The organism is Microbacterium sp. W4I4, assembly GCF_030816235.1.
In the GTDB taxonomy this organism is placed as follows: domain Bacteria; phylum Actinomycetota; class Actinomycetes; order Actinomycetales; family Microbacteriaceae; genus Microbacterium.
The window spans coordinates 3,025,102-3,042,232 of sequence record NZ_JAUSXT010000001.1; the positions used below are offsets into that span (position 1 = coordinate 3,025,102).

General features: G+C 70.3%; 14 protein-coding genes and 1 pseudogene. 5 read left to right on the forward strand and 10 right to left on the reverse strand.

Going from position 1 to position 17,131, the window contains the following annotated elements; translation table 11 throughout:
• Positions 1–104 precede the first annotated feature (104 nt).
• From QF046_RS14305 to QF046_RS14315, 3 genes are read right to left on the reverse strand one after another with little or no spacing between them, the layout of a single operon-like run.
• On the reverse strand, positions 105–407 hold the full coding sequence (locus tag QF046_RS14305; RefSeq protein ID WP_307371026.1) for a hypothetical protein: 303 nt from the start codon (positions 405–407) through the stop codon (positions 105–107).
• A 48-nt stretch (positions 408–455) separates the two neighbouring features.
• Positions 456–1,802, reverse strand: coding sequence for an MFS transporter (locus QF046_RS14310; RefSeq protein ID WP_307372862.1), 1,347 nt, complete (start codon positions 1,800–1,802; stop codon positions 456–458).
• A 5-nt stretch (positions 1,803–1,807) separates the two neighbouring features.
• Positions 1,808–2,239: a MarR family winged helix-turn-helix transcriptional regulator gene (locus QF046_RS14315; RefSeq protein ID WP_307371028.1), complete on the reverse strand. Its 432-nt coding sequence runs from the start codon at positions 2,237–2,239 to the stop codon at positions 1,808–1,810.
• Between the two features lie 97 nt (positions 2,240–2,336).
• Between QF046_RS14315 and QF046_RS14320 the strand changes: the two genes are divergently transcribed.
• From QF046_RS14320 to QF046_RS14335, 4 genes and pseudogenes are all read left to right on the forward strand, one after another.
• On the forward strand, positions 2,337–3,083 hold the full coding sequence (locus QF046_RS14320; RefSeq protein ID WP_307371029.1) for a copper homeostasis protein CutC: 747 nt from the start codon (positions 2,337–2,339) through the stop codon (positions 3,081–3,083).
• 33 nt (positions 3,084–3,116) lie between these two features.
• Positions 3,117–3,990: pseudogene (locus tag QF046_RS14325) on the forward strand (alpha/beta fold hydrolase).
• Between the two features lie 9 nt (positions 3,991–3,999).
• Complete coding sequence (locus QF046_RS14330; protein WP_307371031.1) at positions 4,000–5,049, forward strand: lipoate--protein ligase family protein; 1,050 nt, start codon at positions 4,000–4,002, stop codon at positions 5,047–5,049.
• Between the two features lie 186 nt (positions 5,050–5,235).
• Positions 5,236–6,078: a site-specific DNA-methyltransferase gene (locus tag QF046_RS14335; RefSeq protein ID WP_373425761.1), complete on the forward strand. Its 843-nt coding sequence runs from the start codon at positions 5,236–5,238 to the stop codon at positions 6,076–6,078.
• 89 nt (positions 6,079–6,167) lie between these two features.
• Here the strand turns inward: QF046_RS14335 and QF046_RS14340 are convergent, their stop codons facing one another.
• Complete coding sequence (locus QF046_RS14340) at positions 6,168–7,061, reverse strand: LysR family transcriptional regulator (protein WP_307371033.1); 894 nt, start codon at positions 7,059–7,061, stop codon at positions 6,168–6,170.
• A gap of 90 nt (positions 7,062–7,151) precedes the next feature.
• Between QF046_RS14340 and QF046_RS14345 the strand changes: the two genes are divergently transcribed.
• Positions 7,152–10,607 (forward strand): bifunctional proline dehydrogenase/L-glutamate gamma-semialdehyde dehydrogenase, encoded by a 3,456-nt coding sequence (locus QF046_RS14345; RefSeq protein ID WP_307371036.1) that lies wholly within the window; start codon positions 7,152–7,154, stop codon positions 10,605–10,607.
• Between the two features lie 208 nt (positions 10,608–10,815).
• Here QF046_RS14345 and QF046_RS14350 read toward each other — a convergent pair whose 3' ends face one another.
• From QF046_RS14350 to galT, 6 genes are all read right to left on the reverse strand, one after another.
• The gene (locus QF046_RS14350) at positions 10,816–12,297 is read right to left on the reverse strand and encodes a carboxylesterase/lipase family protein (protein WP_307371038.1); all 1,482 of its coding nucleotides are present in this window, start codon (positions 12,295–12,297) and stop codon (positions 10,816–10,818) included.
• A gap of 57 nt (positions 12,298–12,354) precedes the next feature.
• Positions 12,355–12,780, reverse strand: coding sequence for a VOC family protein (locus tag QF046_RS14355; RefSeq protein WP_307371041.1), 426 nt, complete (start codon positions 12,778–12,780; stop codon positions 12,355–12,357).
• Positions 12,781–12,962: 182 nt separating this feature from the next.
• Positions 12,963–13,493 (reverse strand): GNAT family N-acetyltransferase, encoded by a 531-nt coding sequence (locus QF046_RS14360; protein ID WP_307371043.1) that lies wholly within the window; start codon positions 13,491–13,493, stop codon positions 12,963–12,965.
• A gap of 4 nt (positions 13,494–13,497) precedes the next feature.
• Positions 13,498–14,475 carry a UDP-glucose 4-epimerase GalE gene (gene galE / locus QF046_RS14365; protein WP_307371045.1) on the reverse strand — a complete coding sequence of 326 codons (978 nt, stop codon included), beginning with the start codon at positions 14,473–14,475 and terminating at the stop codon, positions 13,498–13,500.
• A 159-nt stretch (positions 14,476–14,634) separates the two neighbouring features.
• Positions 14,635–15,816 carry a galactokinase gene (gene galK / locus QF046_RS14370; protein WP_307371047.1) on the reverse strand — a complete coding sequence of 394 codons (1,182 nt, stop codon included), beginning with the start codon at positions 15,814–15,816 and terminating at the stop codon, positions 14,635–14,637.
• Between the two features lie 114 nt (positions 15,817–15,930).
• Positions 15,931–17,109: a galactose-1-phosphate uridylyltransferase gene (gene galT / locus QF046_RS14375; RefSeq protein ID WP_307372867.1), complete on the reverse strand. Its 1,179-nt coding sequence runs from the start codon at positions 17,107–17,109 to the stop codon at positions 15,931–15,933.
• Between the last annotated feature and the right edge of the window lie 22 nt (positions 17,110–17,131).

The window sequence follows — 17,131 nt, forward strand, 5'->3', positions numbered from 1 at the left end:
ATTCGCGTCCGCGAGGTGCCGGGCGGCGTGTCGACGCCGGACACGCCGCCGAAACGACGAAGGCCACCGGGCGGCGACACGGACTGCAGAAGCAGCGGTCGCTGTCAGGCGGGACTGTCGTCCGGATCGAGCGCCTTCAGAGCGTCCTCCTCGACGGCGGTGTCTGCCTGGAGACGGTCCTCGGTGCTCTGATCGCCGCCGAGCGGCGCGTCGTCCTCGCCGTCCTCGTCGTCAGACCGGCCATCGCGCGGCTCGCGCTGCGATTCCGGCTCCACCGGGGCGCGACCCTGGGCGTCCTGCGGGTCGCTCGGAAGGGCATCGCGATCGCGTGGCAGCCCGCTCCCCTGCGGATCCTGGCCGGGGGTGTGCGGGTGCTGACGGGAATCCTGCGGCTCTCGAGCGTTCATGATCCGAACGTACGACGCCCGCGCGCGGCGCCCCAGGCCATTGACAAGTCAGTGCCGGGGGTCGTCCTTGCGCGGATGCGGCACCCGGATCGGCATCGTCGACGTGGTGCGGTCGTCGAGGGACACCGGATCCATGGCGCGGATGACCGACAGCGGCCGCGTCTCGTCCAGCGTGAGCAGGAACCGGGTGCGCTCGTGCCGGTGCAGGCGGCCGGACCACAGCATCCATCCGAGCCCGATCGCTCCGGCGAGCACGCCCGCGATGCCGCCGACCATGATGGATGCGCGCGGGCCGAATTCGTCGACGATCCAGCCGGCGATCGGCGCACCGATCGGGGTCGAGCCCATCACCACCGCCATGTACAGCGCGAGCACGCGGCCGCGCAGCGCGGCATCCGTCGTGGTCTGCACGTATCCGTTGGCCGTGGTGAGCATCGTCACGGTGGAGAACCCGACGAGGATCAGCACGGCGGCGTACGACCAGTACGAGGGCATCAGGGCGGAGACGAGGGATGCCACGCCGAACCCCGCCGCCGAGATCACGATCACCCGCACACGGGCGCGGTCGCGCCGAGCGGCGAGGAGGGCACCGGCCAGCGAGCCGATCGCCAGTACCGAGCTGAGCAGGCCGTAACCATCGGCTCCCTGACCGAACTCCAGGGCCATGGTCGACGCGTAGATCGGGAAGTTCATGCCGAAGGCGCCGATCAGGAACACCATCACGAACACGACCAGCAGGTCGGGCCGAGTGAGCACGTAGCGGAATCCGGCCGCGAGCCCGCCATTGTTCTTACCGCCCTTGATCCGCGGGATCAGCTCGTTCCTGCGGATCAGCAGCAGGGCGATCAGCATCGCCAGGAACGTCACGGCGTTGGCGACGAACACCCAGCCGGAGCCGAGAGCGACGATGGCCAGACCGCCCACGGCCGGGCCGATCAGGCGCGCCATGTTGAACGACGCCGAGTTCAGCGCCACGGCGTTGGAGGTGTCCTCCCTGCTGACCATGTCGGACACGAACGCCTGCCGCGCGGGGGCGTCGAACGCGTTCGTCACGCCGAAGGCCGCAGCGAAGCAGAACATCAGCGGCAGGGTCATGACGCCGGTGAGCAGCAGCGCGGCGACGCCCAGGGCGAGGGCCATCAGTACGGACTGCGTGGTCAGCAGCACCTTCCGCCGGTCGAACCGGTCGGCCACCCAGCCGGTCAGACTCACCAGCACCAGGGGCGGCCCGAACTGCAGCGCCATGGTGGCGCCCATCGCCGCGGCGTCGTTGTCCGTCAGCTCGGTGAGCACCACCCAGTCCTGGGCCGTGGCCTGCATCCAGCCACCGATGTTGGAGATGACGGCGCCGACGAACCAGGTGCGGTAGTTGAAGGTGCGGAACGATCGGAACATCGCGCTCATGCGCCGGCCACCTTCCTCAGCACCGCGGCCGCCTCGCGCAGCACCGACAGCTCGTGCGGGTCGAGGTCGACGTCGGTGATCATGTCGGCCAGCACCTCGTCGCGGCGGTGGATGGTCTCGGCGACGACCTTCTCGCCCTGTTCGGTGATCTCGACGTACACGCGTCGTCGGTCATCCTCATCCGGAACGCGCACCACAAGTCCCAGCTCGGCGAGACCGTTGACGGTCGCGCTCATGGTGGGGGCGGTCACCCGCTCGTGCTCGGCGAGCCCCGAGATCGTGCGCCGGCCGTGCGCGCGCAGTGCCCCGAGGGCGGCCAGATGCGCGTCGCTCATCGCGTCGACAGCGCGCACGCGGCGCAGCAGGCGGGTGAGTCGGAAGAGGGCGAAGCGGAGTTCGGATGCGGTGGCGGAGAGTTCTTCGGTCATTACTTAGTTAGTCTAACTAAGTTATCGATCGGATGCTCCTATGAAAAGAATGTTCACGATGTAGGGATTTCGCGCGCAGGGTGAGAAAATCATTCTCATGTCGCCGGAGTTCGAACTCGCCGTCCAGAACGTCGCGGGCATGCGCATCGCGCGCGACCTCGGCGCGGCGCGGGTCGAGCTCGCGCAAGCGCTCGCGCTGGGTGGACTGACGCCGTCGCGAGGAACGCTGGAGAGCGTGCTGGAGGAGGCGGAGGGCAGCAGCACCGAGGTGCACGTCCTCGTCCGTCCGCGTGCCGGCGACTTCCAGTACGACTCGGATGAGATCGACGTGGTCGCGCGCGACGTGCGTCGCGTCCTCGCGGCGGGTGCGCGAGGTGTCGTGGTCGGATGCCAGGATGCGTCCGGCTCTCTCGACACGGATGGTCTCGCCCGCATCATGGCGGCCGCGGGCGGAGCATCCGTCACGCTGCACCGCGTCATCGACGTGACTCCCGCCCCGCTCGCGACGCTGCGGACGGCACGGGAGCTCGGAGTGCGCCGGGTGCTCAGCTCTGGAGGCGCATCCTGCGCGTTCGACGGACGGGACGTGCTGCGTGCGCTCGTCACCGAGGCCGACGGGGCGATCGAGGTCATGGCCGGCGGAGGCATCGACGCCTCCGTCGTCGCCGCCATCGCGGCATCCGGAGTCGACGCGGTGCACTTCTCCGCGAAGCGCGCGATCCCCTCCGCGGGCAGCGTGCGGATGGGATCGGCGAGCGAGGGGATCGGCTGCCACGAGGTCACCGATCGCGAGACGGCCGAAGCGATCGTCGCGGCCCTGCGTCACTCGGAGTCAGTGGCCTGACGGCTGCACTGCTGCCTCCGTAGACTCGTCGACATGACCAGAACAGCGGAGTTGCTCGATGCCCACGGGATCGCCATCGTCTACGACGTGCACGAGGCGGCGGGCGAGGCGCGCGGGGTCGTGCAACTGCTGCACGGGGTCGGCGAGCACGCCGGCCGCTACGGCGCGCTGATCGAGGCGCTCACCGGCGCGGGCTTCCACGTCTACGCCGACGACCACCGCGGGCATGGCCGCACCGGCATCCGTCAGCACGGCGGACCGGAGAAGCTCGGACGGCTCGGGCGCGGCGGCATGCGTGCCGCGATCGATGGATGCCGGCAGGTGACCGAGGTCGCCCGTGCTGAGCATCCCGACCTGCCACTGGTGCTTCTCGGACACTCCTGGGGATCGTTCCTCGCGCAGAAGCTGCTGAATCAGCATCCCGAGGCCTACGACGCCGTCATCCTCAGCGGGTCGGCGTACCTCACCCCGACCGACCTCAACGCCGCGCCGCTGAACGCGCGGTGGAAGGGGCCGGATGCCGACGGGCTGGAGTGGCTCTCGCGCGACGCCGCCGTGTGGCAGGCGTTCCACGACGACCCGCTCACCACCGAGGTGCCGCTGCTGAAGCTGTTCGGACCCATCGAGGCGGCGCGGCTGTACGGGCGGCCCGCCAAGGATCTCGGTCACGACGTTCCGCTGCTGCTGCTCGTCGGACGCGACGACCCGGTCGGCGGGCCGCGCAGCGTGCACAAGCTCGCCGACGCGTACCGCACTCGCTCCGGCCTGACCGACGTGACCACCCTGGTCTACGCCGACGCACGGCACGAGATCTTCAACGAGTTGGCAGCAGGACGAGGTGCGCGCCGACGTGCTCGCCTGGCTCGACAAGCACGTGCCCGCGCGGGACCGAGGCGCGCGCGGTTAAGCTGGAGCCGTGCATGGTGAGTACAAGGTTCCCGGTGGAAAGCTCGTCGTCGTCGATCTCGAGGTGCAGGACGGTCTGATCCGAGACTTCCGTCTCGCGGGCGACTTCTTCCTCGAGCCGGACACGGCTCTCGAGGCGATCAACGCCGCGGTCGAGGGGATGCCGGTGGAAGCCGACGCATCCACCATCGCCGCCGCCGTGCGCGGAGCCCTGCCCGACGGGGCGCAGCTGCTGGGCTTCACGCCCGAAGCGGTCGGCACCGTGGTGCGACGAGCCCTGGTGACCGCGCCGGGCTGGCGCGACTTCGACTGGGAGATCGTGCACGAGAAGGCCGTCTCGCCGCAGCTGAACCTGGCGCTGGACGAGGTGCTCACCGATCGGGTCGGTCGCGGTCTGCGCCGCCCCACGCTGCGCATCTGGGAATGGGACCAGTCCGCCGTGGTGATCGGCTCGTTCCAGTCGTACCGGAATGAAGTCGACCCCGAAGGCGCCGCTCGTCACGGATTCGACGTGGTCCGCCGCATCTCCGGCGGCGGCGCGATGATGATGGCCGCAGGTCAGATCATCACCTACTCGCTGTACGTGCCGGGGGCCCTCGTGCAGGGCATGACCTTCGCCGACTCGTACGCGTTCCTGGACGACTGGGTACTGCAGGCGCTGCGCTCGATCGGCATCGACGCGACTTATCAGCCGCTCAACGACATCGCCTCGCCGACCGGCAAGATCGGCGGTGCCGCGCAGAAGCGACTCGCCAACGGCGGAGTGCTGCATCACGCCACCATCTCGTACGACATCGACGGTCAGACAATGACCGAGGTGCTGCGCATCGGCCGTGAGAAGCTCAGCGACAAGGGCACGGTGTCCGCCGCGAAGCGGGTCGACCCGCTGCGCACCCAGACCGGCATGGAGCGCAGCGAGATCATCGAGCGCTTCAAGGAGACGTTCCGCGGGCTGACCGGCGCGGTGGACGGTGCGATCACCGCCGACGAGTATGCGGATGCCGAGGCGCTGGTCGAATCGAAGTTCTCGACCGACGCCTGGCTGCACCGTGTTCCTTGATCGCCGTGTGCCGTGACTACTGAGTCCCCCGAGTCGCTCCTGTCCGGGCCGGGCGCCGTCGCCGCGCGCCAGTCGCGGGAGACTGCGCCTGCCGCGGAGGAATCCGCGGATTCCGCCCGCGCGCAGCGCATTTCTCCGCGCGGAGCCCCGAGCGCGGATGGGGCCACGAAGCCGGGCGCCGTCGAGATCATCGAGGGCGACAACCTCGAGGTCGCGGCATCCCTGGCATCCGGATCCTTCACCCTCGTCTACCTGGACCCGCCGTTCAACACCGGCCGCACGCAGGAGCGGCAGGTGGTCACCGCGCGGCGCAGCGGCGCCGAGTCCACCGATCGCGAATCCGCACGCGAGGTGCGGCACGGCTTCCACGGGCACGCCTACGAGCGGGTGCGGGGGATGCTTCGCACGTACGACGACCGCTTCGACGACTACGGCGAGTTCCTCATGCCCCGCCTCGAGGAGGCGTGGCGGCTGCTGGCCGATGACGGAACCCTGTACCTGCACCTGGACTACCGTGAGGCGCACTACGCCAAGGTCATGATGGATGCCGTGTTCGGGCGGGACTCGTTCCTGAATGAGCTGATCTGGGCGTACGACTACGGCGCGAAGTCCCGCAGTCGCTGGCCCACCAAGCACGACACGATCCTGGTGTACGTGAAGAATCCGCGGGAGTACTTCTTCGATTCGGATGCCGTGGATCGCGAACCGTACATGGCGCCGGGGCTCGTGACGCCCGAGAAGGCCGCCCGCGGCAAGCTGCCCACCGATGTCTGGTGGCACACGATCGTGCCGACGTCCGGGCGCGAGAAGACCGGCTACCCGACGCAGAAGCCCGAGGGCATTCTGCGGCGCATCGTGCAGGCATCCAGCCGGCCCGGCGATCGGGTGCTCGACCTGTTCGCCGGATCCGGGACGACCGGCGCCGTGGCATCCGCCCTGGGCCGCGACGCGGTGCTGGTCGACTCGAGTCCGGAGGCCGTCCGGGTGATGCGCGAGCGGATCCCGCACGCGACCGTCCGCACCCCCTGACCCCCGACCCCTACCCCAAGCCCGTCTATGTGGCGCGAACTGCCCTGTTTCGCGCGTTTTCAGGGCAGTTTGCGCCATATACACGGGCTCTACGGGGCGACGCGGCGGTGGGCGGCGAACGCGTCGCGCAGTGCCGTGCGCACCAGGGACACGGATTCGTCGGCTCGGGATGACGCGCGCACGGCGGTGAACACCTCGCGCACCGGCGAGCCGGGCAGGTCGGCGACCGTCAGCGGGCTGGGCTCCTCGCCCCAGATCAGGTCGGGGAGCATCCCGACGGCATGACCGGATGCCACCAGCCGCACATGCGCGGTCAGATCGGTGGCCTCGAAGCGCACGTCGGGCTCGAAGCCGGCCGCCCGGCACTGCTGCACCGCCCACTGCCGCGCCGCCGTCCCCTCGGGCTCCATCACCCAGGCGCGGTCGTGCAGGTTCCGAAGCGCTGAAGCCTGCTCCGCCGGAGGCAGGGCGATGCGGATGGGGTCCTCGCCGAGCAGCTCGTGCTCCACGCCGTCGCGGCGTTCGCGGGTGTGCCCGGGGTACTGCTCGGCGATCACCAGGTCGAAGCGCCGCGCCCATAGTTCGAACAGGCTCTCCTCGGGAGGCATCTCCGTCAGTTCGACCCGCAGTTCGGGAAACGACTCGGCCAGCATCGTCAGTGCCGCGGGAACGATGGTCTGCGCCGCGGTCGGCATCGCCGACACGCGCACCGGCTCCCATCCGGGTGTGCCGACGAGCTCGGCGCGCGCAGCCTCATCGAGCTCCAGCGCCCGGGCCGCGTGCTGCGCCAGCATCCGCCCCTGCGGGGTCAGCCGCACCCTCCTGCCGTCCGGTTCCAGCAGCGTCACCCCGGCTTCGCGCTCCAGCAGGGACAGCTGCTGGGACACCGTCGAGGGGGAGTAGGACAGGGACGCGGCGACCTCGGCGATGGTGCCGCGCAGCGCCAGCTCGTGCAGCAATCGCAGCCGTCTCAGCTCGAACATCGGGTCTCCTCGATTCATTCGGTTCCAACGAACATTATCCTTCACAAAACATCGCTTTTCATAGTGAGTTCGGGGAGGCATCCTGAGAACATGACCACCCCCGTGCGCGCCACCGACGCCGTTCTCTCCGACCTCACCGAACTGGCCGACGACGCCGTCGCGCTGGTCAAGAAGTGGCTGGTCGACAGCCGCGCCGTGCCGGTGGATGCCGCCGGCGAGCGCCTCGCGGGCGTGCTGCGCGACCCCAACGGTCTGGACTTCACGGTCGGCTTCGTCGACGGCGTCGTGCGCCCCGAGGACCTGAAGGTCGCCGCTGCCAAGCTCAAGGAGCTCGTGCCGCTGACCCCCGCGTTCCTGCCCGCGATCATGCGCGGCGCGATCGGACTCGGCGGCGCCACCGCCGGCATGCTCCCCGGCATCGTGGTCCCCTCGGCCCGCGCCGTTCTGCGCCAGATGGTGCGCCACCTGATCGTCGATGCCCGCGACGAGAAGCTCGGCGCCGCGATCAAGCACATCCGCGACACGCAGGGAGTCAATCTCAACATCAACCTGCTCGGCGAGGCCATCCTCGGCAAGGACGAGGCTGAGCGCCGCCTGGAGGGCACCCGTCGTCTGCTGCTGCGCGACGACGTGGACTACGTCTCCATCAAGGTGTCCTCCACCGTCGCCCCGCACAGCCCGTGGGCTTTCGAGCAGGCCGTCGCCGAGGCATCCGAGGCACTGCACCCGCTGTACGAGATCGCCGCCCGCCCCGCGAGCGGGGCGAAGAAGTTCATCAACCTCGACATGGAGGAGTACAAGGACCTCGACCTCACGATCGCGGTCTTCACCAGCATCCTCGACCGTCCGGAGTTCCACGATCTCGAGGCCGGCATCGTGCTGCAGGCCTACCTGCCCGACGCCCTCTCCGCCATGATCCGCCTGCAGGAGTGGGCGGCGAAGCGCGTCGCCGACGGCGGCGCGCCCATCAAGGTGCGCGTCGTCAAGGGCGCCAACCTGCCCATGGAGACCGTGGATGCCGAGACCCACGGCTGGGAGCTGGCGACCTGGTCGAGCAAGCAGGAGTCGGACTCCTCGTACAAGGCCGTGCTCGAGTACGCGCTGCGCCCCGACCACATCGGCAACGTGCGCATCGGCGTCGCCGGCCACAACCTCTTCGACATCGCCCTGGCCTGGCTGCTCGCCTCCAAGCGCGGCGTCCAGGACGGCATCGAGTTCGAGATGCTGCTGGGCATGGCGTCCGCGCAGGCCGAGGTCGTCAAGCGCACCGTCGGGTCGCTGCTGCTCTACACGCCCGTCGTGCACCCTGACGAGTTCGACGTCGCGATCGCCTACCTGATCCGCCGTCTCGAAGAGGGCGCGAGCCACGAGAACTTCATGTCGGCCGTCTTCGACCTCGACGCCGACCCGGCGCTGTTCGACCGCGAGAAGCAGCGCTTCCTGGCATCCGTCGCCGGCATCCCCGCCGAGGTCCCCGGCCCCAACCGCACCCAGAACCGCCAGCTGCCGCCCGCACCCGCGCAGCGCGACGGCTTCACGAACACCCCCGACACGGACCCGTCGCTGGCCGCCAACCGCGTGTGGGCCGACGCGATCCGCTCGCGGATGGTCGCCTCGACGCTCGGTGACGACACGGTCGCGACGAACACCCTCTCGACCGCCGACGAGGTCTCCGAGCGCATCGCCGCCGGCGTCGCGGCGGGCGAGGCCTGGCGCGCACTGGGCGCCGCCGGTCGCGCCGAGATCCTGCACCGCGCGGGCGACGTGCTCGAGGCGCGCCGTGCCGACCTGCTCGAGGTGATGGGCTCCGAGGCGGGCAAGGTCATCGAGCAGGGCGACCCCGAGGTCTCCGAGGCCATCGACTTCGCGCACTACTACGCCGAGAGCGCCAAGAAGCTCGCCGACGTCGACGGTGCGGTCATGAGCCCGGTCGGGCTGACCGTCGTCACCCCGCCGTGGAACTTCCCCGTCGCGATCCCCGCCGGCTCCACTCTGGCGGCTCTCGCCACCGGCTCTCCGGTGATCATCAAGCCCGCCCGCCAGGCACGCCGCTCCGGCGCCGTCATGATCGAGGCCCTCTGGGAGGCCGGCGTGCCGCGCGATGTGCTGCAGTACGTGCAGCTCGACGGACGCGACCTGGGCACCCAGCTGGTCAGCGACCCGGCCGTCGGCCGCGTCATCCTCACCGGCGGCTTCGAGACCGCCGAGCTGTTCCGCGGCTTCCGCCAGGACCTGCCGCTGCTCGCCGAGACCAGCGGCAAGAATGCCATCATCGTCACCCCCTCGGCCGACCTCGACCTCGCCGCGAAGGACGTCGCCTACTCGGCGTTCGGTCACGCCGGACAGAAGTGCTCGGCCGCATCGCTCGTGGTGCTGGTCGGCTCGGCCGCGAAGTCGGAGCGCTTCCGCCGTCAGCTCGTCGACGCCGTGCGCTCCTACGAGGTCGGTGCTCCCGAGGACGGCTCGACCCGCATCGGTCCGCTGATCGGCCCCGCTTCCGGGAAGCTCCTGGGTGCGCTCACCGAGCTGCACCCGGGTCAGTCCTGGATGCTGAAGCCCGAGAAGCTCGACGAGGACGGGCAGCTGTGGGCCCCCGGCATCCGCGAGGGCGTCGCCCGTGGCAGCGAGTTCCACCGCGTCGAGTACTTCGGCCCCGTGCTGGGCGTCATGACCGCCGAGACGCTGACCGAGGCCATCGACATCGTCAACGACATCGATTACGGGTTGACCAGCGGCATCCATTCGCTGGACGAGGACGAGGTCCAGCAGTGGCTGGCGAACGTCCAGGCCGGGAACGTGTACGTCAACCGCGGCACCACCGGTGCGATCGTGCAGCGCCAGCCGTTCGGCGGCTGGAAGAAGGCCGCCGTAGGCGCCGGGTCAAAGGCCGGCGGCCCGAACTACCTCGTCGGCCTCTCGGATTGGACGGATGCCGCGACCACGACCACCCGCCCGCTGGATGAGCTGGGCCTCTCGGCCGCGGCCATGGTGACCGAGGGTGAGGATGCCGCCTGGTTGCGCGGCGCGCTCGCCACGGACATCGACGCCTGGGGCTCGGAATTCGGAGTCGTCCGCGATGCCACGGGCCTGGTCACCGAGCAGAACGCGCTGCGCTACCAGGCGCTGCCCGTCACGCTCCGTTACGAGGGCGCCCGGGTCGCCGAGCTGATCCGCGTCGCAGCGGCCGGCGTGCGCGCGCGCTCACGGGTGACCGTGAGCGCGGCATCCGCCCTGCCCGCCGCGATCGTCACCTGGCTGGGAGCGCACGACGTGACCGTGGTGACCGAGGATGCCACGGCCTGGGCCGTGCACGCCCGCCGCCTGGCCGCCGCCGGGTCGCGCGTGCGCCTGATCGGAACGGATGCCGCTGCCACAGCATCCGCCGTCGACGGCTCCCCGAGCCTGGCGATCTACGCGAACCCGGTCGTCTCGGCCGGCCGCGTGGAGCTGCTGACATTCCTGCGCGAGCAGGCCGTGTCGATCACCGCGCACCGCTTCGGCACCCCGCACCGCCACGAGATCCCGCTGCTGACGCCCGTGCGCTGAGCGCGGGGCTTGCCCTCGCGCTTCGCAGGGCGCGTATGGTCGCATCCCGGCGTGGGTTGCGGCGTGTTGCGCCCTGCGAAGGCGGGTGGGATGCCGTGGGCGCCGCGTGCCTCGCGCTTCGCAGGGCGCGTAGGGTCGCATCCCGGCGTGGGTTGCGGCGTGTTGTGACCTGCGAACGTGGGCTGGGGGATGCCGCCGCGCGACCGCCTCAGACCAGGGGCAGCGCGTCGTCGTAGGCCGAGCGCGACAGCGCGGGTTGGTCGCCGAACACGCGCGTGATGCCGGGTTCGGTGCGCCATGCGGGCCATCCCGGATCACCGCCCTGCACGAAGGCGACCGCGGCAGCGTGCATATCATCGGCCAGTCCCGCAGGAGGATCGTCGCCCGCGATGTCGGCCACGCGCTCGGCATCCAGGCAGTCGAACCAGAACGGCACGTCCAGGCAGTGATGGGACCAGCCGTTCACCGGAGACACCCACGCGAACCGGTACGTCCAGGTGCCGGCATCCCGTCGCGCCTCCGCGGCGCGAACGACCACGGACCGGAAGATCCGGTCGGCCACGAACCGCCCCAGCACCGGCACCAGTCCGCGGCGGGCCCGATTCGCCTTCAGCCAGCTGCGGCGCAGGGCTCCGGTCCTCTCCAGAACGCGCAGCGCGAGTCGCGCAGGCACCCAGCGCAGCATCCGCGGCACGGATTCGAAGCCCATCGTGAACTCGTCGTCGGTGGCTCCGAGCAGCAGCGGCTTGTCGGCGCCGACGCCGGCGGCGTACGAGTGGATGGTGGGCCTGGTGATCAGCTCGCCGTCGATCACGGGACCCCACGGCAGTCCGTCGACGAGCGGCGCCGTCGCCTCGGCCAGCCGCGACTTGCCCAGCAATGACGCCTCGTACTGGTGACGCGTCAGCTGCCGCTCCTTCACCGCGCGGTACCCGTCCAGGGTCGGCGGGGTTCCGACGAGCTCGGCGAGACGGATGCTGCGCTGCCGCACCAGTTCCCGCGGCAGGTCTCCGAGGGCTCCGCTGAACGACATCCCCGCGTGGAACAGGTGCTGCGCCGCCGGCATCCCCAACAGCGTCAGCACCGCCCCGCCGCCGGCGGAGTGCCCCGCGATCGTGACCCGATCCGGGTCGCCGCCGAAGGAAGCGATGTTGCGCTGCACCCACTCGAGTGCTGCGATCCAGTCGCGCACGCCGCGGTTGTCCGGCACGCCGTCGATCACGCCGAAACCGTCGAAGCCGAGCCGGTACGAGATCGAGACGGTCACGATTCCTTCGCGCGTGAAGGGGCCCCCGTCGTACCAGGGACTCGCGATCGAGCCCGAGGAATATCCGCCGCCGTGGATCCACACCATCACCGGCCGCGAGCCGTCGAGCCCGGGCGTGAAGACGTTGAGATTCAGGGTCTCCGCGCCGGCGATGCTCGGCTCGGGGATGATCGCTGCCGTCTCCTCGCGGCGCTGCGGCGTCGCACCGAACTGCGCGGCGTCGCGGGGCTCAGTCCACGGGGCGACCGGCTGCGGAGGCAGGTAGCGGCGCTTGCCGGTGGGCGGTGCGGCATAAGGGATGCCGAGGAACACGCTCGACCCGTCGTCGCGCCGGATGCCGCGCACCGGTCCCTCTGCGGTCTGCGCGATCGGTGGCTCTGCGTTCCGCTGCTCGTCCTGATCGTGCGCACCTCGTCCGGCCATGCATCCAGGCTACTTGCGGTGCGCCGGCAGCCGCGCGATGTCGTTGTGCGTCCGGAATCAGCCGGCCAGGTGCATCCTCTGCATGATCATGTCCCGCATCGCGGCGTCGGGTTGAGCGATCGACATGATGTTGCCCTCGCTGTCGCTGAACCACGCGGCACGCTCGTCGCCCAGTTCCGCGATTCCGTCGACGGTCTTGAGCCCCGGCATGTCGTAGTCATGGAAGACCACCCCGTGCGTGCGCAGCGCTGTGGCGTCGCGGTCGAGATTGTCGGTCACGAAGTTGAACGCCGTGTTCTGTGCAGTGCCGGCGAAATCGGTCTTGTACACGAGCACCACACAGCCGCTGACGTCGTAGAACAGGTTGCCGCTCTCGGCTTCGGTGTGGATCGGGTCACGACCGAGGACGTCGTGCCACCACTTCTTCGCGCGGTCGAGATCCGTTGCAGGAAGAACGGCCGTCGCCATCAGTTTTTCGAACATGTTGAGCCTCAGCTCTGGGGGTTGTCATCCTCGCGTCGGCCCAGCACAACGCCACGCCGCTCAGGCGCGCGGATGAGGTCCCTGCGCTGAGTGTAACTCCGCACTCGTCGCGTCGGAAGGGGTTGTGCCCGAAGCCTGCGTCGACCGTTCTGGACTGTTCGGGCCGGCGTCGAGCGGATGCCTCACGCCAGCCGCTTCACGTGCCGGCGCTCGCGCAGCACCAGCCCCGGGCGTCGGTCGACCTTCTCGCCGCCGTCGGATGCCCAGCCGTGCCGCTCGTAGAACGCGGCGGCGCGGTCGTTGCCCTCCAGCACCCACAGGTACGCGACAGCGTGGCCCTCGGCGCGCAGCGCATCTTCGACGGCGCCGATCAGGAGGTGACCCACGCCGCGCGACCACGCCGAAGGATGCGCGTAGATGCCCCACAGTTCGCCGCTGCCCACGGCATCCTCATCCCTGGCGGCACCGTAGCCGGCCCAGCCGACGATCTCGCCGTCGCGCTCGACCACCAGGGTGCGGGAGCTGCGCTCGGAATCCGCCATGAACCGCGCCCAGTTCGCCTCTCGCTCGGCGATCGACAGGTTGTCGAGCACGTCCTGCGGCATCAGGCCGCGGTAGGCCTCCTGCCATGACCGCACGTGCACGACCGCCAGTCCATGGGCGTCTTCCACCGTGGCGTTGCGGATCAGCATCCGCTCGCCGTCGTCAGGCATCCGCTCAGCCCGCGTTGCGCCGGGCCTCCCAGCCCGAGCGCACCATCTCGTCGACCGTGTGGCGCATGGTCCAGTCCAGGTCGCGCGCGGCGAGGGTGCCCGCCGCGACGATCCGGTCGGGGTCGCCCGCGCGGCGCGGTGCGATGGTCGGCTCGAAGTCGATGCCGGTGACGCGCACCATGGCGTCCATGATCTGCTTCACGCTCAGTCCCTCGCCGGAGCCGAGGTTGTACGCGGGCTCGATGGGCTCGCCGGCCGCGAGGCGCTTCGCGGCCTCGACGTGTGCCGCGGCGATGTCACCGACGTGCACGTAGTCGCGCACGTTGGTGCCGTCGGGGGTGGCGTAGTCGTCGCCGTTGATGCGCGGCGTCTCGCCGGCCAGCAGCGCCTCGAACACGATCGGGAAGAGGTTGTGCGGGCTGACGTCGTAGACCGACGGGTCGGCGGAGCCCACGACGTTGAAGTAGCGCAGCGAGGTGTGACGAAGGGGAGTCTCGGATGCCGCGGTCGCGACGGCCTCGTCGCGCAGCAGCCACTCGCCGATCAGCTTGGACTCGCCGTACGGGCTCGCCGGGTTCTTGGCGGTGTCCTCGGTGACGAGGTCGACGTCGGGGGTGCCGAAGACGGCGGCGCTGGAGGAGAAGACGATGTTGGCGACGTCAGCGGCCTGCATGGCCTCGAGGATCACCCGGGTGCCCTCGACGTTCTGCGCATAGGTGTGCAGCGGTCGCTGCACCGAGACACCGGCGTACTTGAACCCGGCCACGTGGATCACGCCCTCCACGGCATGCTCGCGCAGAGTGCTCTCGACGAGCTCGCGATCGAGGATGCTGCCCTCGACGAGCGTCACGTCCCCCGGCACGAAGGACGGGCGCCCGCTGGAGAGGTCGTCCAGCACGACCGGGGTCAGCCCCGCGGCTGCCAGGGCTCGCACCACGTGCGCTCCGATGTAGCCGGCACCGCCGGTGACAAGCCAGGACATGGGACTCCTTCCGCTGCGCTCTTGCGCAGTGTTCATTCTGTCAACGTCGGGCGGCCATGTGTGCCACATGGTCGGTTCGGCGGGCTCTCGGGCGGCCATGTGTGCCACATGACCGCTCAGGCGTCGCAGGCTCGGGCGTCGCAGGCCTCGCGTCACGGGTCAGGCGTCCCGGCGCGGACCCGCCGATGGGGAGACCGGGAAGATGTGCGGGGCGGTGAAGCCGGCATCCGCGAACGCCCGCTCGACGGCATCCGTCACCCGCTCGACGGCGTCGTGCTCGACCAGCGCGATCGCCGAGCCGCCGAAGCCGCCGCCGGTCATCCGGGCGCCGATCGCGCCCGCGGCCAGCGCGGTGTCGACGGCGACGTCGAGTTCGACCGCCGAGATCTCGAAGTCGTCGCGCATCGACGCGTGCGAGGCCACCAGCAGGTCGCCGATCGCCCGCGGACCCTGCGCGGTGAGCGCGTCGACCGTGTCGAGCACGCGCTGGTTCTCTGTGAGGATGTGGCGCACCCGTCGGAAGGTCACGTCGTCCATCAGTTCAGCGGCGCGCGGCAGATCGTCGATGCCGGCGTCGCGCAGCGCGCGGATGCCGAGCAGCTCGGCCCCGCGCTCGCAGGACTCCCGGCGCTCGCGGTAGCCGCCCGTGGAGTGGGCGTGCGAGACGCGGGTGTCGATCACGAGCAGCTCGAGATGCGCGGCGGTGAAGCCGGTCGGGATGGAGCGGGTCTCGAGCGTGCGGCAGTCCAGGAAGGTCGCAGCGTCGGGCTGCCCGAGCATCGACGCCATCTGATCCATGATGCCGGTGGGTGCGCCGACCGCCTCGTTCTCCGCCTTGCGGCCCACCTGCGCCAGAGTGACCGGGTCCAGGCCCAGATCCCACAGCTCGTTCAGGGCGGATGCCACCGAGCCCTCGATCGCCGCGGAGGACGACAGGCCCGCGCCGACCGGTACGTCGGAGGCGATCGCGATGTCGACTCCGGGAGCGGGAGCATCGGGCCTCAGCATCCGCAGCGCCCAGGCTATGCCGAGCACGTACGCCGACCACTCCGGGACGGCCGGCGTCTCACCGGCGGGGGTCGGGAAGAGTCCGTCCAGATCGCTGAGATGCGCGACCACCTGGCTGTCGGAGAAGGTCGATTCGACGCGGATGTCGTCGGTGCCGTTCAGCGCGACCGCCGCGCAGGTGCGGTGCTGGATCGCGAACGGCAGCACGTAGCCCTCGTTGTAGTCGGTGTGCTCGCCGATCAGGTTCACCCGGCCGGGTGCCGACCAGATGCCCTCCGGCTCGCGGCCGTAGGACGCGGCGAACTGCTCGCGGGCGGCGGTCGATGCGGTCATGCGATGTCTCCTGGGGTGGTGTGAATGGCAGATCTTCGGAGATCTGCAGGATCTCGGACGCGGATGCCGGAAGCTCTCCGAAGTTGTGCAGATCTCCGCGAATGTGCGTGGGGGTCAGACGGCGGGGACCGAGTCGATCGCGGCGCGCAGGCGCTCGGCGGCGACCTCGGGGAGGATCTCGGCGGTCCAGGCGCTCATCGCGGCCTCGGAGCCGGCGAGGAACTTCAGCTTGTCGGCGGCGCGGCGTGGGCTGGTCAGCTCCAGACGCATCCGCACGGTGTCGCGACCCGTGTGCACGGGGGCCTGGTGCCAGGCGGCGATGTACGGCGTCGGGCTCTCGTACAGGGCATCCACGCCGCGCAGCAGGCGCAGGTAGAGCGGCGCGAGCTCGTCCCGCTCGGTGTCGGTCAGTGCGGCGAAGTCGGGCACGTGACGGTGCGGCATGAGCTGCACCTCCAGGGGCCAGCGGGCCGCGAACGGCACGAACGCCGTCCAGTGCTCGCCCTGCAGCACGACCCGCTCCGAGGCGCGCTCGGAGTCGAGCACGCGGGTCATCAGGTCGGGAGCGGTGCGGTGGATGCTGTCCAGCAGCAGCTGCGTGCGCGGGGTCACATAGGGATAGGCGTAGATCTGGCCGTGCGGATGCGGCAGCGTGACGCCGATGGCCTCGCCCCGGTTCTCGAACGGGAAGACCTGCTCGATGCCGGACAGCGCCGACAGTGCCGCGGTGCGGTCCGCCCAGGCCTCGATCACGGTGCGCGCGCGGGTGACGGACTGCGTGCCGAAGGATCCGGCCTGCTCGGGGCTGAAGCAGACGACCTCGCAGCGGCCGATGCTGGTGCGGGTGCGGCCGATGCCGAGCTCGGCGAGATCGTCGAGACCGCGGGTCGGGTTGACGGCGGCGGGGACTCCGCCGGTGGCCTCGTTGAGGGCGGGGCCGAAGGAGGGGGAGCGGTTCTCGAACACGGCGACGTCGTACAGCGACGGCACCTCCGACGGGTTCGTCGCGGTCTGCGGTGCCAGGGGATCGGCGTCGGCGCCGGGCATCATGACCCGGTTCTGCCGCTTGGTCGCGAAGGTGATCCAGTCGCCGCTGAGGATGTCCTGCCGCATGGTCGCCGTCTCGGGGCGCTCATCGAGCTCGCGGGTGTCGGCGCTGCGCTCGTCGCCGAGAGTCGTGCCCGGATCGTCGAAGTAGAACAGTTCGCGTCCGTCGGCCAGCAGGGTGCTGCGCTTGGTCACACCCGCGCCGAGCTGCACGGCATCCATCTCATCGGCATCCGCCTCATGCATGTTCACGTCAACACGGTACCGC